Source organism: Listeria floridensis FSL S10-1187 (assembly GCF_000525875.1).
GTDB classification, from domain to species: domain Bacteria; phylum Bacillota; class Bacilli; order Lactobacillales; family Listeriaceae; genus Listeria; species Listeria floridensis.
Map to the genome: position 1 here is coordinate 1 of NZ_AODF01000012.1, position 22865 is coordinate 22865.

The window sequence follows — 22865 nt, forward strand, 5'->3', positions numbered from 1 at the left end:
TCGAATATCGTCTTGATGTTTGGATAACATGTTCTTCACCTCTTGTTTTTTATGTCAGTTCTCTCCTTAGTATAATCAAAAAAAAGACTGTAAACAAAGTTTTTTCACTACTTTGTCTACAGTCTGAATGCTGTATCCTTTTTGGATACAGCATTTTTTTTGTGGGAAGGAAATGAATTTGGGGGCATAATGCAACAATTGGCTAGAAAAAAACACGTTTTTCGCCGGCTTGTTCACAAAATATCTACAGATTTCGCCAGGCTTTTCCTGTATATTACTTAAGTAAGTTAAATATCAAGGAGGTTAATGAATTGAAAAAGGTTATGCCGCTTGCGGCCTCTTTATTAGCATGTTCACTTCTTTTTGCAGGTTGTTCAGATGGAAGCAGTACTGAAAAATCGAGTGATAGTAAAACGAATAAAACAGAAACAAAAAAAAGAAGCGAAAAGTGAAAGTCATTTGAATTATGATGATCAGAAAGGCTGGGCATTCGAATCAGGAGACTCTCAGTCGCCAATTAACATTGAACCGGCTAAAACGGAAGCAATGAAAGATACTGGAAAACTTGAATTGAATTATAGCGATACAGTTGTTGATGAAGTTGATAATGGTCATGCTGTGCAAGTGGATGATACAGGTTCGGCTGTTATTAATGGACGTAGCTTTGAACTGACGCAATTTCATTTTCATGCAAAAAGCGAACATACTGTTGACGGCAAACACTATCCGATTGAAGTGCATTTTGTCAATCAAGCACAAGATGGTCGCTTAGCAGTTGTTGGCGTCTTTTTCAAGGAAGGTGCCGAAAATCCGGGTTTCCAAACGGTTCTTGATAATATCAAGAAAGGTGAAAAAGTTGAGGTTTCAAGCAAAATTGATGTAGCTAAGATGCTTCCAACAAATCTATCTTACTACCATTACTTAGGCTCGCTCACAACACCGCCGCTCTCTGAGAATGTGGAATGGTACGTGATGAAAAATCCGGTTGAAGTATCAAAAGCGCAAATTGAAGCGTTTGAAAAATATTATGATGCCAATAACCGCGATACTCAACCACTTAATGATCGTAAAGTTCTCGAACACCAAGAATAAATCTTTCATTCAAACTGCACGATTATAGGATAATGTAAATCTAAAAGATACAGGTTTTTCAATTTGATTAAAAATTGGAGGCTTGTATCTTTTTTTGGTTAAAATTGCAAAAAAGACCATGTATTTTTAAAGCAAGGTTTTGTATAATAATGAAGATAGGAATCTCTATTTTGATAGGAGTTAGTCGATCTATTTCCTCTGTCAAGTATTTCTGCGCACGTTATAAACTTCTAATAGGATTACACGATTATATTTAGTGTTCTCTTCTGCTTTTAAAGCTCCTTTTTCATCTTAACTGATATTTAGCAGTTCATGATGGATTCTTCATTTTTATTAAAACTCATTCTTCTTCTTTTTTAAGTCACCTCCTGTTTGAGTATGTATAAAACTGAGCAAGGAAAGAAGTACGCCTTTTACTGGCGAATACTCATCAGAATAAAAACATAAACTACTGAATGTGGAAATATATTGTCCGCATCTCTGGACACAGATTGAAGTGTAAACGCATACAAAAGCGCTTATAATAATAAATGTGAGGTGGTCATAGTGGTTTTCAGCACAAATGAAAGTAATTTGTTAAATGCGTTAAATTATGAAACTTTTACGTCTGCAAACGAACTCGCAAGTCAGCTTTTTGTATCGAATAAAACCATTTACCGGTTAGTAAAAAAAATCAATGTCATTGTTCAGGAAAGCTATCAAAAGCCGCTTGTGCTGTCCGAAGCAGGGAAAGGATACATTTTAAACTCGGCATTCATCCACGTTAATGTTCAGCCTTCTGTCAATTATAAGGAAGAAAATGAGCTAAATGATGTGCTTCTGTCGCTGCTCTTTAAGCACCCAAATAAAGAAAGTCGCAAAGTTTTCAGGTTTGAGTATGTGAGCGAGAGTACAGCAGATCGCTTGATTAAGAAGCTTGATAAACGACTTTTTAACGACTACCAGATTCGGCTGCGGCTCAGCCAAGATTTTGTCTGGGTTGAAGGCAGGGAGCAGGATGTCCGAAAAGCGATTCATAAGATTATTCTTGAAACCCACCATCTGAGTGCGCTTGAGGAAATCGGAATTAGGCTTAACGAATTTGATAAGCATTTTCTGGATAAGCAGCTAGGTTTGCTTGAGGAAACGATCGGCGAAACGATCAATTATCCTTATGACATTACACTTTACACTCACATTTATATGCTGATTAAAAGGTATCGCGAAGGAGATGCAGCTTATTTAAGAAAACAAGAACCGCTTGAACAAGAAGAACGTAAGCTTATGGAGGCCAATAAACGGCTTGCGGAAGCAGCTTCTCAGATCAAATGGAATATCGAACGGTATTTAAATCTTGAACTAAGCGAAATCGAAGAATTCTTTATCTTTCAAAATCTCTATTCGATCAATATTCAAGAGCGGGAAAGCAGTAATGTGGATAAAAGTTTGGCTGAATTAATCGCAAATACACTGATTATCAAATTTTTCAATATCTCGGATAAATCGCTTTTGCCAAGTTGCCGCTCGCTTTATGAAGATATCTACCAGCACACTTTACCGATGCTAAGCCGCTTGCGACATGGTATTACGGTAGAAAACAACTTGCTTGAAGAGGAAAAGGTGGAATTTAGAGATACGTTTCACAAGCTTAAGCAGATTGTTGCAGAAATCAATGCCGAGTTAATGTTTGATACAAAAATTGAAGAAGAAGAAATCGGCTACTTAACACTTTATTTCGAGAAGTACAAAATCAGCAAAGATCAAGCAAAAAAACGTGTTGCTGGTATGTTCGACAGGGATAGGAACGTCTGAACTTCTTAAGATTCGGCTGGAGAAAAACTTTCAAAATATAAATATTGTGGCCACGATGAGTGAAAGACAAATGATGAAAAATAAGGGGTTTTTGGATGAAAATATCGACGTGATTCTTTCCACACTAAGAATGCCTTTAAAATCGATTGACCTTCCTGTACTTACGATCAGCCCCCTTTTGACAAGCCAAGATATTCAAAAAATAAATTATATGTTAAAGGAGTCATAACCATGGAAAAGATCGTGTTAGACCAAGTAATTCATAAAGAGTTGATAACGATTGACTCTAAAGCGGGAAATAAAGATGAGGTCTTAAGGGAACTGGTTCATCTGCTCTATCAAAATGACTATATCAGTGATGAAGCAGAGTTTCTGAAAGATGTTTATTTGAGAGAAATGGAAGGCGAAACGGGTATTGGGCAAGGGATTGCCATTCCGCACGGTAAGTCTCTTTCGGTTAAAACGACGACAATTGCTGTTGCGAAACTCGCGGAGCCGATTGAATGGGAGACGCTCGACGGGGAAGCTGTTCAAGTGGTCATCATGTTTGCGGTGAAGGATTCGGATGTGAATACAACGCATGTGCTTCTCTTGCAACAAGTCGCAACTCTGCTTGCGGATGAACTGTTTTTAGATGATTTAAAGGGTGTTACATCGGTTGATGAAATGTATCAACTGGTTACAAATAAATAAAAAATTCGTGAGGGAAATAGGAGTGTGTAAATTATGTTAGTATCTGGAAAAGAAATTTTAGCGGTGGCAAAAGAACAAGGATTCGCGGTACCAGCTTTTAATGCAGGATCTGGTCAGCTACTTAATGCAGTGATGGAAGCATGTGAGGAGGCGCAGTCGCCGGTTATGATTGCGATTCACCCGGATGAGCTCAGCTTTTTAACAGATAGCTTTGTTGCACAAGTGAAAGATTTAGCGAACCATACGAAGATCCCAGTTTGTATCCACTTAGATCATGGGGCAAGTTATGAGCAAGTGATTCATGCGATTCAACTTGGATTCACTTCGGTGATGATTGACGCGTCGCATTTGCCATATGAGGATAATGTGGCGAGCTCGCAAAGGGTAGTTGCTGCTGCTCACGCGGTTGGGGTATCTGTTGAAGCAGAACTTGGTACAATCGGCGATACAGGGAACACAGTTGAAGGCGGAGTTAGTGAAGTGATTTACACGGATCCGAAAGTGGCACAAGATTTCATCGACAAAACGGGCGTCGATAGTCTCGCTGTGGCAATTGGAACTGCCCACGGGATTTATCCAAAAGATGTTGATCCGAAACTGCGTCTCGATATTTTAGAGGAAATTGAAAAAGCGACGGACATTCCACTTGTCTTGCACGGTGGTTCTAGCAATCCAGATGAAGAGATTGCAAAAGCTGTGACGATGGGTGTAAATAAAATCAATATTTCAAGTGATATTAAGATTGTATTTGCGAATAAATTACGCGAAATTTTAAATGCGGGCAATATGGAGATTCGTGAGCCGAATGTGCTTTTCCCACCTTGTATGGAAGAAACGAAAAAAGTGGCTTTAGAAAAAATCAAATTGTTTAAATCGGATGATAAAGCGAAATTCTATTTCAAATAAATCAGATTTTTAATAAGGCAAGGAGGAAAAAAACGATGAATATTATTGGGATTGCAGCATGTACGGCTGGGATTGCGCATACGTATATTGCAAAGGAAAAATTGATCAAGGCTGCTGAAAGCCGCGGTCACGCGATTCATATTGAAACGCAAGGTCTTGCGGGCACACAAGATGCTTTGTCGAAAGAGCAGATTGACGCGGCAGATATTGTTGTCATTGCTGCGGATATCAAGGTCAATGGTCGAGATCGTTTTAAAAATAAAAAAATTGTGGAAGTTCCTACGAGTTTAGTTGTTAAGTCGCCGAATAAGTTAGTGGAAAAGGTTGAACAAATTTAAGCAGTTTTATAAAAAGCGGGCAAGGTATAGGCCAGCAAATGGATATACCTTGCCTTTAGGAGGAAAACTCATGGGAGTACTGAAAGATATTGGTTTTAAAAAGCATTTAATGACAGCGATTTCATTTTTTCTGCCAATTATAGTAGCTTCTGGTTTCTTACTCGCAATTGGGAATATGACAGGCGGTGCTACGATTGAAAACTTTAAGGATGGTTTTTCGTTTGCAGATGCGCTTACGACGATGGGCGGTTATGGTTTAGGACTCCTGCCAATGATTGTTTCGACGGCGATTGCTTATTCGATTGCGGATAAGCCGGGGATCGCCCCGGGGCTGATTGTCGGAATGGTAGCAAATGGAATTGGGACGGGATTCTTGGGTGGTTTAGTCGGAGGCTATATTTCTGGTATTATTGTGGTTTTAATTGTTACTTATATTAAGGTGCCTCGCTGGATGGAAGGCCTGATGCCGACGCTTGTAACACCGTTTATCAGTACGCTTATCGCTGGGGTAATTATGTATTATGTGGTTGGAACGCCGATTACATGGTTTACAGAGATGCTTACTGGATACTTAGGAAACTTAAATACTTCTTCCTTGTTTGTTTACGGCGCGATTATTGGAATTCTTGCTTCGATTGATTACGGCGGAGCAATTAACAAAGTGGTTTTTGCTTTCGTTTTCGCACTGTTTTCAGAAGGGATTTATGAGCCGATTACGGTTCTCATTTTAGCATCTATGGTGACACCGTTTGGTTTGACAATGGCGTACTTTTTAGGAAAAGTCATTCGGAAGAATATTTTCAACAAACAAGAAATTGAGACGTTAAAAACAGCATTTCCAATGGGGATTTGCCAAATTACGGAAGGTTGTTTCCCAATTGTTCTGAACGATCTGCTACGATGTGTGATTGCAACGGGAATCGGTGGGGCTGTCGGCGGCGGACTCAGTATGCTTTGGGGCGCAGACAGTCATATTCCGGCATCTGGTATGTTTGCAGTACCGACGATGACGCATCCGTGGGCGTTTCTTGCGGCGCTTTTCATCGGTTCACTTGTGACGGCAGTTTCGATTTTGGTACTGAAAAAACGTGTTGACCCGAACGAAGCGGTTGTTGTGGAGGAAAAAGAGGAAGAAGAGATTGCTTGGGATGAACTGAAAATCAGCTAACAAATTAATGACAGGAGGGAAAAACGTGGATTACAAAGCAATAGTGAAACAAGCTTTCCTAGATTCCAATATTCATTTTACGGAAGCTGAACTTGAAAGTATTGACTATGCTGATTTTGGACTTGATCAGATTGAAACGGAAGGCTTGAATTTGATTGTCTATGTCAATAATGATACGTATTGCGCGAAAGAAATGGTGTTGCTTCCGGGACAAACGTGTCCGGAGCATCGCCATCCGCGCCGCGGCGCGGATGGCGAAATCGCTGGGAAACGCGAAACATTTCGCTGCCGGAAAGGAAAGGTCTATCTTTATGTGGAAGGTGAACCGAATGTGGCACAGATTGAAAGTAAGCTACCTCATGGACATGAAGCTTATTATACGGTCATGCACGAAATTGAACTTGGTCCTGGTGAGCAGTATACAATCGAGCCGGATACGCTGCACTGGTTTCAAGCAGGCGAAGCAGGTGCGGTCATTTCGGAATTTTCGACGCCAAGCGACGATCCGAGCGACATTTTTACCAACCCGAACATTAAACGTGTGACAGAATAAATTTCAGAGACTTGTGCTTCCAAGAAGAAGTTCAAGTCTTTTTTTATGGAGGAGAAAAATGGAAACGTATACTTTAGAAACCGAGCAAGTCTTGATTGAATTTATTGCCCTTGGCGGCGTGATTACAAAGATGATCAATAAAAAAAACGAAGACCAATTACGTGCTCTGCTATGCTGATTATGCGCGCTATTATGATAGTCCTTATTTTTTCGGCGCAACGATTGGACGAAATGCTGGGCGAACTTATCCGGCGTTTTATCGCAACTGGCAAGGTGAAAGGGTAAAGCTTGATTGTAATGAAGGACATGTTCATCTTCATGGTGGACAAAAAGGAATGCATACGGTTTTATGGGATGTTCGCCGTGTGAGCGATACAGAATATGAACTTTTTTATACGGATAATGATTCACCATATGAAGAAATGGATTTTCGGCTTGTTTACCGGTTGGATCGGAATAAATTTCGGATAGATATTTACGGCAAAGCGGCGCACCCAACGATTGCGAACGTGACGAACCATTCCTATTTTAATTTGAATCACGATAAAGAAACCATTTTGCATCATCAACTTCAAACGGCAGAAGCGAGCATTCAGTTGATTGATTCGCAATTTGTTCCAACGGGAGCCTATGACGACTTTAAGACGGATTCAAAAGAGTTTGAAGCCTTTAATTTTAATGCTGCTGCTCCAATCGAGAAAGCCCTGCAAACAAATACGGCTCTATCACGAATTTGTGAGGGTGGAATTGATCTGGCATATTGTTATCATCATCCTGCAGAAGAAAGCGAAAAAATCCGATTGTCGAATCGTGATGGAAGCAATACGCTGATTATTCATTCAGATCAAGAAGCCTGCGTGATTTATACAGCAAATAAAATTACGGAACAAGTTGAAATCAACAATGGAAAACAGCTAGAAAAATATCACGGGATTACGTTTGAAATGCAGCGGAAACCGAATTATGTACATGAAGAAGAAGCGATTTTAACAGACAGCTATCAAGCGTTTACAGAATATGAAATTATCTGAGAGAGGAGTGAAGAAAAATGACTTATTTTATTGGCGTTGATTTAGGAACAAGCTCGCTTAAGATGATCGCTGCAACAGAAGAAGGTGAAATTTTGGCAACTGCGTCAAGTTCTTTTTCGATTATTTCAGAACAGGTTGGTTTTAGTGAAGAAAATCCAGCAGATTGGCTGACTGCATTTGACCTAGCTTTCATAGAACTGATCGAAAAATTTCCTCCGCTAACAGACGGACTTGCGGCGATTTCGTTTTCGGGACAGATGCACAGCTTGGTTATGCTAGATCAATCAGGACGTCCGCTACGAAATGCCATTTTATGGAATGATACACGCACAGCCACCGAAGTAAAAGAATTAACAGCTGAGTTTGGCAAACATTTACTTGGGGTTGAAAAAAATCGAGCACTTGAGGGCTTTACGCTGCCTAAAATTTTGTGGGTCAAGAAGCATCAACCCGAGTTATGGGAAAAGACATGGAAATTTATGCTACCTAAAGATTACCTGATTTATTATTTGACTGGCCAAGTATTCACAGACCGTACAGATGCCTCGGGAACCATCATGTATGATATCAAACGTCATGAATGGGATAGAACTTTACTCGACCAGCTTAAAATAGACGTGACGAAATGTCCGGATATTCTTCGCTCGACGGATTCAGCCGGAAAGCTCAAGCCAGCCTTACAAGAAAAATTCGGCATCAAGTCAGACGTAGCTGTTATTATGGGCGGGGCAGATAATGCTTGCGGCGCTCTTGGTAACATCAGCGATCCAAGCGGACAAGCTCTAATCTCAGTCGGCACATCCGGTGTGGTGCTAGCCTATGCGAAGGATGTATACGAAGTAACCGGAAAGTATCATTGTTTCAATTCGGCGCTTCCGGAAATGGACTATAAAATGGGCGTTACTTTGTCTGCCGGCTATTCGCTTGACTGGTTGAAAAAACTAGTTGCGCCGAGCGAGACATTCCAAGAATTAACATCTGAAGTTGGAGATGTACCTATCGGATCGGACGGTATCACGTTTAATCCGTATTTATTCGGCGAACGGAGTCCGTATTTCAATCCCCACCTTAGTGCAAGTTTTTCTGGACTCCGAGCGCATCATACGCGAAGGGAATTAGTTCGGGCAGTACTTGAAGGTGTGGCTTGTTCGCTTCGAAATGTCTATGAAGAAATGGAGCTTGACAAAGGATTTCGTGTATTTCGGATTACTGGCGGTGTAGTTAAAAATCGCGACTGGCTCCAGATGTTTGCAGATATTTTCAATGCAGAAATGGAAGTCTTAGAGCTCGATGAAGGACCAGCGTTCGGTGCACTACTTTGTGCGATTCAATCGGTTACAGGGGTAAAGCCTGGAGAAGTGTTAGCGAAATCGAATGTGCTTAGAGACACATTTATTCCGATAGCAGAAAACGTGGAAGATTATCAACAAGTGTATCAAAGGTTTTTAATAGTTAGTCAAATAAATGATCAGTTGAACAGAGAGAAAGGATGAATGTAGCTGCATTGCTTGTTTTCTTTACTTTAATCTTGTGTATAAATAAAGATACAATTTCAGTATTGATTTCTTGGCGGTCATTCCCAAAATCTGAGGAAAGTGGATTTTTTTCACAAAATAGTCACAGAATTATAGATTCTCTCATTCCGTGGTCAGTTACAGCTTGGAAAAGAAACTTTAGAATAAGACTGACTATTAAAAAAGGAGGAATTTTTGTACATGAAAAAGAATAGAGAGAAAAGGAAACAACTTGTTAAAAAGACAGCGGTTATTTTGGTTGCGGCAAATGTGCTCGCGATGCCACTTGTTACTCAAGTAGCACCTTATACGGGGAAAGCCTTCTTCTATCCTACATATCCAACGGAGCCGACACAGCCAGAACCGCCAATTCCAACTAAACCGGTTGTTTATCCGGCTAAAGCAGGTCAAACGACGGTTAGCGGAACTATTTCGAATGCATCGGCTTATTATCTATCAGTAAATGGTTATATGTACAGCGGTATGCCGATTTCCAATGCTTTTACTTGTTACTTAACAAAGCCGCTTCAACAAGGCGATGTGATTAAGGTATATGGAACAGGGTCTATGTCCACACAAGGGGAAACGACAACAATTATCGTTGGGCCTGGAGATAGTGTGCCTGCCCCTACAATTAGTTCTGTGCTGAGTACCCAAGATTATGTAACAGGAACAGCCAAAGCAGGTTCCACGGTAACGCTCACAATTAATGGTACGCAGTACACTGGAGTAGCCAATACTTCTGGAGTTTATCGAATAGGGATTCCAACACAAGCGCCGGGAACGGTGATTTATGCAAAAGCTTCCTTATATGGACAAACTAGTCCAACCGTGAATACAACAGTAATAAATGGAGACACAACACCACCTAATGCCCCTGTTTTAAACAGCGTGATGGATACAGATAGAGTCGTTAGCGGGCAGGCAGAAGCAAACAGTACCGTTCGGCTTTATGTCGGATCGACACTTGTCGGAACTGGGACAGCTTCAAACACTGGATATTTCTCCATCACGATGAATACTGCACAGCCAGCTGGGACAACTATCACTGCAACAGCGACAGATGCTGCGGGGAACGTTAGTCCTAAAGGTTCTACGGTTGTAAAATCAAGTGATACAATACCGCCAAATGCCCCAATTATTGATCCAGTCAAAGACAATCAAACAGTGATAACGGGAACAGCGGAAGCAAATAGCACGGTTAAACTTTATAATGGATCGGTTCTTATTGGTCAAACCGTTGCATCTTCTTCTGGATGGTATGCAATTAATATGGGTACTACTTATCCTGCTGGAACAATTCTACGTGCAACAGCCACAGATGCAGCTGGGAACACGAGTACTTATGGAACTCAAACCGTTGGATCAAGTGTGATCCTCACTGCACCAACAATTGATCCTGCTTCAAGTGGAGATAGGGTTGTATCAGGGACTTCTACCCCAAATACAGCTATTATTTTGACGGTCAATGGCGTTAAATATCAAGGGGCAACTGGACCAACTGGTGTATATTCTGTTTCTGTCCCAGCTTTAACAGCAGGAACATTAATCGAGGCCTATGCACAAAGTGGAACAGAGGTTTCACCGATAACTCGAGCTACCGTAAGTGATGTGGCAATAAAAACGCCGACGATCAATTCGATAACAAATCAAGATACATCAGTAACAGGAACTGCTGACCCAAATGTGACCATCACAATTAGTGTTCCGGGTGGTGGAACTTGGACAGGCTATTCAGATGCAAGTGGTAATTATTCCGTTGCGATTTCGCCACAACCAGCGGGAACTGTGATTGAAGCAACAGCGACGAAGAATGGTAAAGTTTCAGATAAAGCACGCACAACTGTTATCCAAACGGGAATTGGCACGCCGACGATTAATACGGTGACATCTAATGATACACTTGTCACTGGGAAAACAGAGCCAAATGCAAGTATTACGCTTAGCATACCGCAAACAGATGGTTCATCGAAAAACTGGACGGGAACAGCAGACTCAAATGGAAATTATACGATTATTATTCCGAAGCAAGCAGGCGGAACACTAATCGAAGTTGTAGCTAAGAAAAATGGGTTAACGTCTGAAAAAGCAAGTACAACCGTTGTTCAAACGGGGATTGGCACGCCGACGATTAATACAGTGACATCTAATGATACACTTGTCACTGGGAAAGCAGAGCCAAACGCAAGTATTACGCTCAGCATACCGCAAACAGATGGTTCAACAAAAAATTGGACGGGAACAGCTGATTCAAATGGAGATTATGCGATTGTCATTCCAAAACAAGCAGGTGGAACAGCAATTGAGGTTACGGCAAGTAAAAACGGAATGACTTCTGAGAAGGCAAGTACAACCGTTGTTCAAACAGCGCTGGATACTCCAACAATCAATACGGTTACAAACAAGGATACAGTTGTGACTGGTAAAGCTGAACCAAATGCTGTAATTAAAGTAAATATCCCGCAAATTACTGGTGGAACAATTACGTGGGAAGGAACATCTGATGCTTCAGGAAATTATAGTATTATTATTCCGAAGCAAGTAGCTGGAACTCAGATTGAAGTGATAGCTGAAAAAGGTGGACTAGCTTCGCCAAAAAGCTACGACGACTGTGATTCAAACAGAACTTTCAGCGCCAACGATTAATGAGCTTACGGATAGTTCAACAACCGTGTCGGGAACAGCTGAGCCGAATGCTAACTTGGAAATTCGGATACCGCACCCAAGCGGTGGTGTGATGACTTGGGATGGTAAAGCAGATTCAAACGGTAATTATAGTGTTGCGATTCCAAAACAAGCTGCAGGAACAGTGGTACAAGTGATTGCTTCGTTAAACGGCTTGAAATCTCCAGCAGCAAGTCAAACGGTAGTGGATAAAACTGCACCAAATACACCGGTTTTATTCCCAATTGATGATCAAGCAACAAAAGCAGAAGGAACAACGGAGGCGTTTGCCAAAGTAGAAATTTCTTCAAATGGAATGAAAATTGCAGAAGGAATGGCTGGATCTGATGGTAAATTCTCTATTGCGATTCCTGTTCAAAAAGAAGGAAACCAAATTCGAGCAATTGCAACAGATGCATCTGGAAATACAAGTTCACCTGCCCTTGTTACTGTAACTGGGACAGCAATTCAAACGCCGACAATTAATCCAGTTACTGAGGACAGCACGAGTGTGACGGGAACTGCAGCACCGAATGCAGATGTGAAGTTGAGTGTGCCACAACCTGGTGGCGGTGTCTTGAATTATGATGGAAAAGCAGATGCGAATGGAATTTATTCCATTAACATTGCAAAACAAACGGCAGGAACAGTTCTGGAAGTTGTGACAACACTTGGATCAAAAACGAGTGCCAAAGCAACAACGACTGTTCAAGCTGGCGCAACAGATTATTATCTGACTGCTCCGGCAAGTTATACGATTGGTGAGCCAACGATTTCAGGAATGTTCGGCAAGGATATTTCAAAAGTACGTTTGTGGGTAAATGGAAAAGTAGTTGCTCAAGCGACAACGGATGTACATGGAAATTATACATTCAGCAATGTTAATAAGTTTGTGACGAAAAATTCGGATGTGGTTAATGTTGTTGGTGTGGATAATGCTTATGTTGAACGCAATCGCAAAACAGTTACTGTCGTTGGAAATGACATTGTGGATTACAGTTTGACGGTTAATCAAAATCCGTATGTAATTGGAACTTCGACGGCGTTAACGGGAACCTATGGACAGGGCATTTCCAAGGTTCGTCTATTTGTTAACGGAAGCGTGGTTGCCCAGGCTACAACTAGTAGTAATGGAACTTATACCTTTACAAATGCGGCGCAGTTTATTACTTCAAGTGCGGACACGGTTAAGGTAGTTGGTGTAGACGCGCAGTACATTCAACGTGCAGAAAAAGCAGTAACGGTTCAAGGCTCAGCGGTTACCTACACACTTACGGCTGATCCTTATGCTCTTAATCAAACGAGTTTGACGGGTAAATACAGCTCGAATATTGCGCGTGTGCGTTTGTTCGTCAATGGCGTAGTTGTTACGCAAGCCCAGACTGATGGGAACGGCAATTATACGTTCCCGAATGCCGGAGCATTGATTAAAGCGGGCGATCGTGTGGAAGTTGTGGGGGTAGACAGTCGATTTGTAGAGCAAAAACGCATTCAAGTGACGGTCTTGTCTTCCAATATGAACTATACTTTGACTGTGGCTACAAATCCATACACAGTCGGCAGTTCGACAATGATTTCTGGCACATATGGTAAGGATATTGCACGTGTGCGTTTATTCGTAAATGGAGCGGTTGTCACGCAAGCGCAAACGGATGGAAACGGAAATTACACGATTCCGAATGCGGCAAACTTTATCAAATCTTCGAGTGATGTTGTAAAAGTTGTAGGAGTAGACAGCTCTTTTGTACAACGTGCGGAAAGCGGAGTTACGCTTAGATAAGCTACTGTAAAGTAAGTCTAACAAATTGATAGAATAAGAAAAACCGATTTTCTGTCCAAATTTGGACAGAAAATCGGTTTTTTGATTGAATCAGAGAAACTTAACGTCCATCCCCGTATTCCCAGTCAATCGTGCCATCGACTTCGTCAAATGTAATCACTACATCTGAAACACCATTGATCTTGAGGACATCATCTTCGATTCGGTCGCGGATATCATCAATTTCAGCGAGCGTGAGCGAAGCATCAAGCTCCACCTCGGCATCAACATGAAAATTGTCCCCTTCTTTAATAACCGTTAGGACTTGAATGTCGTGCACGTCAGGATCGGACATGATGCGCTGCCCTACTTGTAGATGCATACCTTCGTCGGATTTCCCGATTGCTCCGCCAGCATTATCAAGAAAGACTTCGCCGACTACAACGAACATCAGGATACCGATTAGGATGGATGCGATTCCTTCGGCTTGATGGAACGGTGTGAAATGCGAAATTACAACGGCGATTGCTGCAAGGAGGCCGCCAGCTGTTGCGACGGTATCTTCCATGAATACAAGTTTTGTTGCCGCTTTAGCAGATTTCAAATTCTTCACGGCAGTCGGGATGATTTTCAGACCCGTTGCCGTTTGCCCAGTTTCGTGGACGATTTCTTTCATAGCTTTAACTAAAACGGAACCTTCAAGGATCGTACAGGCCAGCAGTACGACTAAGTTGATTAAGAAACCAGTCGATTCGCTTGGATGGAAAATATGCGAGATCCCTTCTTTGATTGTTTCGTAAGCCATGATGCCGACGACGATGACAGCAAAAAGCAATACGAGATTGACAATGCGGCCGAAACCTTTCGGGAACTTTTTCGTCGGTCTTTTTTTTGCTGAGTGCAGAACCTGTGAAAACGAAGAGCTGATTAGCTGCATCGCCCAAGCTGTGCAACGTTTCAGCAAACATTGCCACATTTCCCGTGAACATATAAGTCGTTCCCTTTACAAGCGAGACGATGCCGTTTACGACTGCCGCTGTGAATGCTGAGGTGTTTCCGTGTTTTAGCAGTTGAAAAAACTCTTTCAAAGTCATTCCTTCTTTCGGTTGATTTCAAAATACTGTTCTTATTTTAGCATGAAAGACATCTGGACTAAAATATAAAAAATTACAAATAGATTAATGGCTCAACCGAATTTAAATATGATATAGTAAAAAGGAATGCATCTTGGTTTTTGAAGGGGAGAATGCAGATGAAAAAGTTGTTGGTGATGCTTGTTTTTCTGAGTGCCGGTTTTTGGCTTTTCCAGCACAGCTTTTGCTGAAGAAGAAAGTACAGAGAAGCTACAGCAGTTGATTGACAAAGCAGCACCGAACGAGACCATTCGCCTAAAAGGCATGATTTATCTCGGTCCGGCAAAAGTGGATAAGCCGCTCACGATAATCGGCACAGAAGGTACATACATAGGAAGTTTGGAAAAAGAAAAGCCGGCAATAGAAATTACGGGTCAAGGTGTAACGCTTGAAAATTTGACAATCATGCTCACGCGTCAAACAGATGATACACCGGCAATCAAAGTTAGTGGAACGAAACATCATTTTAAGAATTTAGAGATCAATAGCACTGGACGCGGCATCTTAGCAGAAAAAAACGTCATTTTCCACATTTGAACACTTGAATTTGGAAGGAATTGACCGCGAAAAAAAAAGATGACGGAACAGAAAATGAGTCAAATGCAGATTCCTCCGGCGATATGAGCGGTCATGATCACAGCAAAATGACGATTAACAGCAAACGAAATGAAAAAGACACGACAAGGGAAAACGGAATTGCCCTCTACAATTCGACCGATAATCGCTTTATCAGCAACAAAATCGAGAAGGTTTTGGATGGCATTTATATTGAAAAAAGTTCAAGAAATCAATTTTTGAAAAATAAAGTGACAGATTCGCGTTACGGCTTTCATTTGATGTTTTCCGACAACCTCACAATTGTTCAAAATGAAGCTTCGCGGAATTTTGTTGGTGCAATGGTCATGGAAACAAGCGAAACAGAAATCAAGGGAAATCAATTTGCAGACAACAAAACGAACGTGAATGCAACAGGGCTGCAGATTTACCAATCCGAAAAAACCTCGGTCTCAAATAACCATCTGAGCGGCAATCGTATTGGCATCTCGGTAGAGCAAGCTGAAAACAATCAGATTACGGATAATCAAGTCGAAAAGAATTTTATCGGGATACGGCTTCTACGTGCAAAAAACAATCAGATCACTTCGAATCAGTTTGTGAGCAATGTCAGTGATGCAAGCGCAACGTCGAGTTCTAAAAATAAACTTGATGGCAATTACTGGGATAGTGCAGTAAAAGTAGATCGAGATAAAAATGGCATAAGCGATTTAGCATTTGAAACGAATCCCTATTTTGCAAGCCTTGCTGAAGAGAATCCAAGTTATCAATTCTTTTTTGGCGCACCAGGGCTATCTATTACAGAAAAAATGTTGAAAACAGAATCAAAAGAAATCTTAACCGATCAAAAACCAGTGATGACGCTGCAAGAAACGAAAACCGTCAAACAACATTCCAGTTTGTGGGTATTCGTCATTGCAATTGTGATGATCATTACGAGCAGTTTTATTTTTATAAAGGGGAGAATAACAAATGAAAAAAATTAGTGTAGCTTTAATCGGAATTTTGATGCTGGTAGTTCTAGCAGCATGCGGAGGCGGCGTACCAAAGGCGGCCGCAATTGATCCAGACAAGGATATTTGCGAAATCTGCAAGATGGCAGTGAAAGATAATCAATTTGCCACACAAATCATTTTGGCAGACAAAAAAGTACTAAAATTTGATGATCTAGGCTGCATGGCGCAGTGGCTCAAAGAAAATAAGGATGAAGATATTGCCGTGAAATACGTTCGCGATTATAAATCGAAAAAATGGATCGATTATGACGAAGCAACATATGTTTACAATGCAGATACGAAAACACCAATGAGTTATGGCGTGATTTCTTTTGAAAAAGCACAAGAGGCAAAAGATTTTGCAGCAAAGCATGAAGGCTCAGAAGTGATGACGGCGAAGGAACTGAAAGACCATAAATTCAAAATGAACAATATGGGCGGCATGAACACACACACACATTAAAAATTGCGAGCGGCTTATCATAAAGCCGCTTGATTTATAAGGCAGGTAACGATATGTTTCAAATTATGCAACTCGAGCTGAAGACGGCATTTCGGCAAAAAACGATCTATTTGTTTTCGCTACTTTGGATTGTTATTCTAATGTTTTTATTTATCTTGCAAAGTTCAGTACCGGGCGTATTAAGCTATACGAACACAACAAGTACGATCATGAATCTTGTATTCATTTTAATTCCGCTAATCACACTCATTAACGCTGCGCTGTCTCTTTCGGGAGAAAAGGAGAATGGGCAATTCAAATTAATTGGGACTTACCCACTTTCAAACACCAGTTATGTACTTGGCAAACTTGCCGGTCAAGCGATCGTTCAATGGGTGACCTTCACGTTCAGTTACGGGATAAGCCTTGCGATCGCAACACTGGTCGGGCTCACGCTTGACATCAAATGGATTTTCTTTCTTTACAGTTTCGCGATCTTCCTAACCTACTTGTTTCTCCTCATGGGCATCCTAATCGGCTTGTTCAGCAAAAACCGCTGGAGCGCCCTTTCAATCGCTGTGTTCGCTTGGTTTTTCCTGATCATGTTCTGGCCGACTTTCTTCATCAGCATCCTCAACTTGCTACCTTATGCGGTAGGCGATTGGATCGTAAAAGCCGCGATCTTTTTAAACCCAGCTGAATTTTTGCGTCTCGTTTATGTGAGTCAACTTGGCGGCGGAAGTATCTTTGGTCAAAACTACGACAGCCTAGTTTCAACCTTTTCAACGGGGCTCGGCTGGATGTTTCTCGGCTACTATCTGATCGTCGTGACCGTGCTCAGTGTATTTGCAGGAGATTTCCTGCTCTTTAAGAGGAGGCGATAATGTTGCTTGAAATAAAAAGAGTTTCAAAATCTTTCAAACGAAAAACCGCGCTTTACGAAACGACGCTTTCAATCGAAAAAGGAAGTTGTGTAGCGCTTTGCGGCGGAAATGGTGCTGGCAAAAGTACGCTTATCGACATGCTTGTTACCGCATCGAAGCCGACTTCCGGCATCATTGAAGTTGACGGTCTCAAATTTTACAAGACGGAAAAACAGCCTTATCTGCAAAAAATCGCTTATATGCCGGATGATTTTGAGTTGCCGCCAGTCATTAAAGTCAAGGAATTTTTAACTTTTTATGGAAAACTGCGCAAAGTGAGTGCAGAACGAATTGATGACGTTTTAAAACTAATCGAGCTTGAAGATAAAAGAACAGCTTATTTGACTGAGCTCTCAAAAGGCATGCGCCAGCGAGTACTGCTTGGACAAGCACTATTGTCAGATGCAGACTATATCATTTTAGATGAGCCGACAAATGGCCTTGATCCATACTGGATTAACCGCTTCATTGAAATCATGCAAACAGAGCTTAGCCGCGGTAAAACCATCGTATTTTCTACGCATATGATGGACGTAGCTGCCGAGCTTGCTGACCGAGCCATTTTCCTCGAAGGCGGCAAAGTGGTAGAAGATATTACGCTTTCAAAAGAAGAAGAGCATGCAGTCTTGCTTGAAAAACTTCTTCGCATCCATCGAAGCCAGCATTTATAACCTATTCGTTCTAGAATATTTGTAGTTTTGCAAGAGTGTTTGACATTCTTTGACCAATGTGTTATTATTTCTTTAGTTACTTACAAAGAGTAACCAAATAAGGAGGGATCACATGAAAGAATTGTTAACGAAAATCAATGCCTATGCGGCGAAAGAGAAGCAGGCTGGATTAACAGTGAGTGAAATGGAGCACCGAGCAATGCTTCGGAAAGAATATTGTGCAATGATTCGAGGAACTGTTCAAGATAATTTACATCATGTGACCATCATTGATCCGCTTGGTGATGATGTAACACCAAACAAACTAAAAGAAATTAAAGCTGAACTTAATGCTTAATTGAATAGATTTGTTGCAGTGGTTACTTGAAAAAGAGCTTAAATAAAAGAAGTAAATGGCGTCTAGTTAGTTTTAGCTGGCGCTTTTTTTATTGGAAAGAATTAGATTATCATGGAGGGAGCGAGTTTACTAAATTATAATATTGAGTGTAAAATTTTTTATCATAAAATATGTTACTAAAATATTATCCCTACTAATATCAATTTCTATTTTTAGTAATATACTTTACTTTTAAGTTTAATTTAGGTAATTTTATAAACATCGAATTTGTTGATTTTGTATATTATTGATGTTATGCTCACTTCGTAACATAGAAAAAGGAGGAAAAAGAGTTGATTAGAAAACGTATTTTTGTTGGATTGACTACGGTAGTTTTGGGGTGTTCACTCGTTTCACCTGCTACTTTAGCCTATGCAGATGATGTTGTACCGGTGAAAGGAGTTCAGCATGCACAGGAACGTACACTCATCGTTACAGCTCATGGAATATTGAGCGGGAGCATTGTACCCTACTATGATAAGGAAGAAATTCCAGGACTAGAGACGGGGTTTATTGATCTGCATTATCATTCGCATGATACAGGATTTGTAGATGGTGATAATTCGTACATAACAATTGAATTGCCGCAAGAGTTTGCGCCGATTGCTAAGCAAGCTTCCTTTAAAGAAAATATTAGCGGTCGAGTTCAGCGCAAGGGTCTAACGGGCGAAAAGTGGTTTGAGTATTCTCAAGACGATATTATTGTAAACGGTACACAAATTTCCTTTAAAACACCGAGAGAACTATGGTTTATCCATGGGGAAGTAAATGCAGATATTTCGATTAACTACGGAAATATTCAAAAGCAGTACCCCATCCGCTTAGTTCGTGATTCGTCTTCGTCAGAGGGTTACCAATTTAATGTTGCTCTAAGGCGCTCGATGGCACCTTGGGATCCAATTCAATATCCAATTATCGGAGACAACAGTGATCACTGGCAAAGCAATTATCTTTCTGCTTATTGGGATTGAGTTTGTGTGTGTTGAAACTCTAGTTGATGAAAGTAAAAAATAAGAAAGGGATGTGCACTTGGATTGTGCGCATCCTTTTTCTATTGAAAACTATTTTTTGTGAAAGTGGATTCAATAACGTTGCGATGAGTCAGCTCGTTTTATATAATAAACGTAGATTAAACTGCATATTTTGAAAGGGGATCAAAATGTCAAACGAAATGAGGCTGTTTTCTGTTACCAACGAACGTCCGCTTGCAAAAAAGATTTCTGAAAAGCTCGGCATCCCGTTATGTGAAGTAGAATTACAAAAGTTTAGTGATGGGGAAGTGAAAATCAACATCGGGCGTAGTGTTCGCGGTATGAATTGTTATGTCGTTCAGTCGATGGATGCGAATGTGAATGAGCGAATTATGGAGATGCTGATTATGATTGACGCATTAAAACGTGCTTCAGCTGCTTCCATTACGCTGATTATTCCATACTACGGTTATGCAAGGCAAGACCGGAAAGCGCGAAGCCGCGAACCAATTACAGCTAAATTGATTGCGAATCTAATGCAGGAAGCTGGGGCGACAAGGCTCATTTCGGTTGATCTTCATGCCGCTCAAATTCAAGGGTTTTTCAATATTCCAATTGACCATATTTCGGCTGTACCGCTACTTGCGAACCATTTGGTCGATGCTTATGGAGATGAAGATGTCGTGATTGTTGCGCCGGATCATAGTGGAGTTGTTCGTGCGCGCCGGGTTGCAGATAGACTTGATGCACCGATTGCGATTTTAAACCGCAAACCGCGGCCGAATGAAAAAGAAATCTCATCGGTCATTGGTCAAGTGGAAGGGAAACTGGCGATTGTAGTAGATGATATTATTGATACGGCTTACCGTGCAACGACTTCGTGTGATAAGCTACTTAGTGAAGGAGCAAGCGGAGTTGTGATGTGCGCAACGCATGCAGTTTTGGCGGGAAATGCTGCAGATCGGCTGGATCAGTCAGCCATTAAAGAAATTGTTCTGACGGATTCGATTGATCTTCCAGCAGAAAAAATGAGCGACAAGATGACTTTGATTTCGATTAGCGGAATGCTTGCTAAAGCGATTAACGGCGTTCAAGAAAATAAATCACTGCATCCACTTTTTTAAGAAGAAGGAGATTACGAATGATTGATATTCATTGTCATATTTTAAACGGAATTGATGATGGGCCAAAAGAGCTTGACGATAGCTTGCGAATGGCAAGGCAAGCTGTTGCAGAAGGTTTTACAGATATTATTGCTACACCGCATCACCTGAAGGGCGGTTTTGTAAATCCTGGGGACGAAGTGAAGGCGAAGGTGGAACACTTTAACGAAATTTTACAGAAAGAAGCGATTCCACTCATGATTCATCCGGGGCAAGAGGTACGCATCCACGGCGAGATGATTGATAATCTTGAAAATGGTTCTGTGCTTTCGCTTGCTGGGTCGCGTTATATTTTGATTGAGTTTCCAACGGAGTCAGTTCCGCTTTTTGCTCAGGAGTTGTTTTTTAAATTACAAATGAAGGGATACATTCCCGTTATTGCGCATCCGGAACGAAATGTTGAGATTAAGCGGAATTATGAGTTGCTATATGAGTTTGTGGAAAGCGGTTCGCTAGGACAGCTTACATGGGGGAGCTATTCAGGGCGTTTCGGGAAAAAGATCAAGAAATTCAGTGAACAGCTTCTAGAAGCGAATTTGGTTCACTTTATGGCAACTGATGCACATTTTTATGAGCGCCGGTCGATGGAAATCAGCAAGCCACTACATGATTTGCGCAGGGATATTGGAAGAGAAGGTACAGGTCTTCTTCTTAATAATTCAAAGCTCCTTTTAAATGATGAAGTGATTCAGCTTGAAGAACCAGAAAAAATTAAAAAGCGTTTTTTCTTATTTTGAAACAGAATGGGCTTCGGCTCGTTCTGTTTTTTTGAGTCCGAAATTGAGTTGCGTTATAATAAAAGAAAAAGTGTTTCGAGAAAGGATGAGGAAAACGATGATAACGATTGGGCTGACAGGTTGGAGCGATCATGATTCTTTACAGCTTTCGGCTAAGCATAAATTGGCTGATTACGCGGCACATTTTCCGCTTGTAGAAGTGGACACTAGTTTTTACGCGATTCCTTCGCCGAAGACAACGTCGAACTGGGCCGGCGGGACGCCGGAGGTTTTTCAGTTTGTTGTAAAGGCTTTTCAGGCGATGACGAAGCACAAGGAATGGAAGCAGTATTTTGATTCGGAGCAGGAAATGTATCAAAGGTACATGGATGCGATTGCGCCGATTAGTGAAGCTGGGAAGCTTAAAGCAATTTTATTTCAGTTTCCGCCATTTTTTAATTGTACTCGAGAAAATGTCGATTACTTACGGCATATCCGCACACAAATGGGTGATTTACCGGTAGCCACAGAATTTCGGAACGCATCTTGGTACAGCGAAGCGAATAGCGAAAAAAACGCTCGCGCTTTTACAAGAGTTAAAAATGATCCATGTTGTCGTCGATGAGCCGCAAGTTGGGACGGGGACAGTGCCGATTGTGCTGAGGGCGACGAATCCGGAACTGACGCTTGTGCGGATGCACGGTAGAAACCAATATGGTTGGATGAAGGCGAATAGCCCGGAATGGCGCGAGGTGCGGACACTTTATCGCTATAATGCAGAGGAAATTGCGGAATGGGCGAATTATGTGAAGCACTTGGAGCGCGATTCGAAGGAAATTGTGGTTATTTTTAATAATAATAGCGGCGGAGATGCAGCGGACAATGCGAAACAGCTACAAGAAGCACTTGATGTGAAATATGAAGGACTTGCGCCGATGCAGATGGATTTATTTTCGGAGTTTTAATAAGGTTATACAGTTTATGAGAGCGGAGACCAGTGATGGTTTTAGCTCTTTTTTATTGGTATTTGTGTGTGGTTGTATCCATTTTTCGGAGTGTAATTCATTGTATGTACTTGGAACAACTGGGGGAATAAAAGGGAATCACGGAGAGGATGTCTTCCGAGTACGTCTTTTTGTGAACGGGGTAGTTAAGGCACAAGCGCAGCAACCAGACGATCAACCTGGCATGTTCTTGATTCCGAATGCAGATCCATACATTCGAGTAGCTGGAAAAGAAGCAAAGGTAGAGCTTGTGGCCGTAGACAAGACTTATCGTGAAGTGAATCGTATTCCAGTTACTGTGAAATAAGAAAATGATCCCAAATAGAGTATTCCCAGTGAAAGAGGATACTCTATTTAGTAGGATGATGTCAATAACGTAGCTATAAGGTATCCAAAGGCTAGAAATA

Annotated in this window: 23 protein-coding genes and 2 pseudogenes; 24 read left to right on the forward strand and 1 reads right to left on the reverse strand. The window is 41.3% G+C overall.

Annotated elements, in window-relative coordinates:
• Positions 1 to 378: 378 nt before the first annotated feature.
• The 13 genes from MFLO_RS06190 to MFLO_RS06245 all read left to right on the forward strand — a co-directional run bounded on the left by MFLO_RS06190 (position 379) and on the right by MFLO_RS06245 (position 13530).
• Positions 379 to 1092 (forward strand): carbonic anhydrase, encoded by a 714-nt coding sequence (locus tag MFLO_RS06190; RefSeq protein ID WP_241433562.1) that lies wholly within the window; start codon positions 379 to 381, stop codon positions 1090 to 1092.
• Between the two features lie 546 nt (positions 1093 to 1638).
• Complete coding sequence (locus MFLO_RS06195) at positions 1639 to 2883, forward strand: BglG family transcription antiterminator (protein WP_206538315.1); 1245 nt, start codon at positions 1639 to 1641, stop codon at positions 2881 to 2883.
• Positions 2846 to 3112, forward strand: coding sequence for a PTS sugar transporter subunit IIB domain-containing protein (locus MFLO_RS15975; protein WP_241433563.1), 267 nt, complete (start codon positions 2846 to 2848; stop codon positions 3110 to 3112). The genes MFLO_RS06195 and MFLO_RS15975 overlap by 38 nt, the downstream gene beginning before the upstream one ends.
• A gap of 2 nt (positions 3113 to 3114) precedes the next feature.
• Positions 3115 to 3576: a PTS sugar transporter subunit IIA gene (locus tag MFLO_RS06200; RefSeq protein ID WP_036097090.1), complete on the forward strand. Its 462-nt coding sequence runs from the start codon at positions 3115 to 3117 to the stop codon at positions 3574 to 3576.
• 33 nt (positions 3577 to 3609) lie between these two features.
• The gene (locus MFLO_RS06205) at positions 3610 to 4482 is read left to right on the forward strand and encodes a ketose-bisphosphate aldolase (RefSeq protein WP_036097091.1); all 873 of its coding nucleotides are present in this window, start codon (positions 3610 to 3612) and stop codon (positions 4480 to 4482) included.
• Positions 4483 to 4517: 35 nt separating this feature from the next.
• Entirely contained in the window at positions 4518 to 4820 is a 303-nt protein-coding gene (locus tag MFLO_RS06210) for a PTS fructose transporter subunit IIB (protein ID WP_036097092.1), read from the forward strand.
• Between the two features lie 70 nt (positions 4821 to 4890).
• Positions 4891 to 5988 carry a PTS fructose transporter subunit IIC gene (locus tag MFLO_RS06215; protein WP_036097093.1) on the forward strand — a complete coding sequence of 366 codons (1098 nt, stop codon included), beginning with the start codon at positions 4891 to 4893 and terminating at the stop codon, positions 5986 to 5988.
• A 7-nt stretch (positions 5989 to 5995) separates the two neighbouring features.
• Entirely contained in the window at positions 5996 to 6541 is a 546-nt protein-coding gene (locus MFLO_RS06220; RefSeq protein ID WP_149022985.1) for a D-lyxose/D-mannose family sugar isomerase, read from the forward strand.
• Between the two features lie 161 nt (positions 6542 to 6702).
• Positions 6703 to 7572, forward strand: coding sequence for an aldose epimerase family protein (locus tag MFLO_RS06225; RefSeq protein WP_051993531.1), 870 nt, complete (start codon positions 6703 to 6705; stop codon positions 7570 to 7572).
• Between the two features lie 17 nt (positions 7573 to 7589).
• Positions 7590 to 9065, forward strand: a complete 1476-nt coding sequence (gene xylB, locus MFLO_RS06230) for a xylulokinase (RefSeq protein ID WP_036097095.1) — start codon at positions 7590 to 7592, stop codon at positions 9063 to 9065.
• Positions 9062 to 9301, forward strand: coding sequence for a hypothetical protein (locus tag MFLO_RS15980; RefSeq protein WP_036097096.1), 240 nt, complete (start codon positions 9062 to 9064; stop codon positions 9299 to 9301). Before xylB ends, MFLO_RS15980 begins: the two co-directional genes overlap by 4 nt.
• Positions 9288 to 11732 (forward strand): Ig-like domain-containing protein, encoded by a 2445-nt coding sequence (locus MFLO_RS06240; protein WP_036097098.1) that lies wholly within the window; start codon positions 9288 to 9290, stop codon positions 11730 to 11732. The genes MFLO_RS15980 and MFLO_RS06240 overlap by 14 nt, the downstream gene beginning before the upstream one ends.
• On the forward strand, positions 11698 to 13530 hold the full coding sequence (locus MFLO_RS06245) for an immunoglobulin-like domain-containing protein (RefSeq protein WP_036097100.1): 1833 nt from the start codon (positions 11698 to 11700) through the stop codon (positions 13528 to 13530). The genes MFLO_RS06240 and MFLO_RS06245 overlap by 35 nt, the downstream gene beginning before the upstream one ends.
• Before the next feature lie 100 nt (positions 13531 to 13630).
• On the opposite strand, the pseudogene MFLO_RS06250 reads toward MFLO_RS06245, so the two are convergent.
• Positions 13631 to 14597: pseudogene (locus MFLO_RS06250) on the reverse strand (cation diffusion facilitator family transporter).
• Between the two features lie 198 nt (positions 14598 to 14795).
• On the opposite strand from MFLO_RS06250, the gene MFLO_RS06255 reads away from it, so the two are divergent.
• From MFLO_RS06255 to MFLO_RS06305, 11 genes and pseudogenes are all read left to right on the forward strand, one after another.
• Complete coding sequence (locus MFLO_RS06255; protein ID WP_036097102.1) at positions 14796 to 15179, forward strand: right-handed parallel beta-helix repeat-containing protein; 384 nt, start codon at positions 14796 to 14798, stop codon at positions 15177 to 15179.
• Between the two features lie 20 nt (positions 15180 to 15199).
• A complete protein-coding gene (locus tag MFLO_RS06260; protein WP_051993532.1) occupies positions 15200 to 16183 on the forward strand; it encodes a right-handed parallel beta-helix repeat-containing protein in 984 nt (327 codons plus the stop codon).
• Positions 16170 to 16655 carry a nitrous oxide reductase accessory protein NosL gene (locus MFLO_RS06265; RefSeq protein ID WP_036097103.1) on the forward strand — a complete coding sequence of 162 codons (486 nt, stop codon included), beginning with the start codon at positions 16170 to 16172 and terminating at the stop codon, positions 16653 to 16655. The genes MFLO_RS06260 and MFLO_RS06265 overlap by 14 nt, the downstream gene beginning before the upstream one ends.
• A 53-nt stretch (positions 16656 to 16708) precedes the next feature.
• Entirely contained in the window at positions 16709 to 17518 is an 810-nt protein-coding gene (locus MFLO_RS06270) for an ABC transporter permease (protein WP_036097104.1), read from the forward strand.
• A gap of 2 nt (positions 17519 to 17520) precedes the next feature.
• Positions 17521 to 18228: an ABC transporter ATP-binding protein gene (locus tag MFLO_RS06275; protein WP_241433564.1), complete on the forward strand. Its 708-nt coding sequence runs from the start codon at positions 17521 to 17523 to the stop codon at positions 18226 to 18228.
• A 112-nt stretch (positions 18229 to 18340) separates the two neighbouring features.
• Positions 18341 to 18565, forward strand: coding sequence for a DUF896 domain-containing protein (locus MFLO_RS06280; RefSeq protein WP_036097111.1), 225 nt, complete (start codon positions 18341 to 18343; stop codon positions 18563 to 18565).
• 332 nt (positions 18566 to 18897) lie between these two features.
• Positions 18898 to 19575, forward strand: a complete 678-nt coding sequence (locus tag MFLO_RS06285) for a hypothetical protein (protein WP_036097112.1) — start codon at positions 18898 to 18900, stop codon at positions 19573 to 19575.
• A 188-nt stretch (positions 19576 to 19763) separates the two neighbouring features.
• Positions 19764 to 20699 carry a ribose-phosphate diphosphokinase gene (locus MFLO_RS06290; RefSeq protein ID WP_036097114.1) on the forward strand — a complete coding sequence of 312 codons (936 nt, stop codon included), beginning with the start codon at positions 19764 to 19766 and terminating at the stop codon, positions 20697 to 20699.
• A 17-nt stretch (positions 20700 to 20716) separates the two neighbouring features.
• Positions 20717 to 21475, forward strand: coding sequence for a tyrosine-protein phosphatase (locus MFLO_RS06295; protein ID WP_036097116.1), 759 nt, complete (start codon positions 20717 to 20719; stop codon positions 21473 to 21475).
• A gap of 97 nt (positions 21476 to 21572) precedes the next feature.
• A pseudogene (locus MFLO_RS06300) lies at positions 21573 to 22419 on the forward strand (DUF72 domain-containing protein).
• Positions 22420 to 22519: 100 nt separating this feature from the next.
• The gene (locus tag MFLO_RS06305) at positions 22520 to 22765 is read left to right on the forward strand and encodes a hypothetical protein (protein WP_036097117.1); all 246 of its coding nucleotides are present in this window, start codon (positions 22520 to 22522) and stop codon (positions 22763 to 22765) included.
• Positions 22766 to 22865 lie beyond the last annotated feature (100 nt).

Bases quoted from the DNA above. Each gene is read 5' to 3' on its own strand.
- MFLO_RS06270 (WP_036097104.1), top strand. From the start codon at position 16,709: ATGTTTCAAATTATGCAACTCGAGCTGAAGACGGCATTTCGGCAAAAA.
- MFLO_RS06290 (WP_036097114.1), top strand. From the start codon at position 19,764: ATGTCAAACGAAATGAGGCTGTTTTCTGTTACCAACGAACGTCCGCTT.
- MFLO_RS06240 (WP_036097098.1), top strand. From the start codon at position 9,288: ATGAAAAAGAATAGAGAGAAAAGGAAACAACTTGTTAAAAAGACAGCG.
- MFLO_RS06220 (WP_149022985.1), top strand. From the start codon at position 5,996: ATGACAGGAGGGAAAAACGTGGATTACAAAGCAATAGTGAAACAAGCT.
- MFLO_RS06205 (WP_036097091.1), top strand. From the start codon at position 3,610: ATGTTAGTATCTGGAAAAGAAATTTTAGCGGTGGCAAAAGAACAAGGA.
- MFLO_RS06190 (WP_241433562.1), top strand. From the start codon at position 379: ATGGAAGCAGTACTGAAAAATCGAGTGATAGTAAAACGAATAAAACAG.
- MFLO_RS15980 (WP_036097096.1), top strand. From the start codon at position 9,062: ATGAATGTAGCTGCATTGCTTGTTTTCTTTACTTTAATCTTGTGTATA.
- MFLO_RS06200 (WP_036097090.1), top strand. From the start codon at position 3,115: ATGGAAAAGATCGTGTTAGACCAAGTAATTCATAAAGAGTTGATAACG.
- MFLO_RS06215 (WP_036097093.1), top strand. From the start codon at position 4,891: ATGGGAGTACTGAAAGATATTGGTTTTAAAAAGCATTTAATGACAGCG.
- MFLO_RS06295 (WP_036097116.1), top strand. From the start codon at position 20,717: ATGATTGATATTCATTGTCATATTTTAAACGGAATTGATGATGGGCCA.
- MFLO_RS06265 (WP_036097103.1), top strand. From the start codon at position 16,170: ATGAAAAAAATTAGTGTAGCTTTAATCGGAATTTTGATGCTGGTAGTT.
- MFLO_RS06280 (WP_036097111.1), top strand. From the start codon at position 18,341: ATGAAAGAATTGTTAACGAAAATCAATGCCTATGCGGCGAAAGAGAAG.
- xylB (WP_036097095.1), top strand. From the start codon at position 7,590: ATGACTTATTTTATTGGCGTTGATTTAGGAACAAGCTCGCTTAAGATG.
- MFLO_RS06210 (WP_036097092.1), top strand. From the start codon at position 4,518: ATGAATATTATTGGGATTGCAGCATGTACGGCTGGGATTGCGCATACG.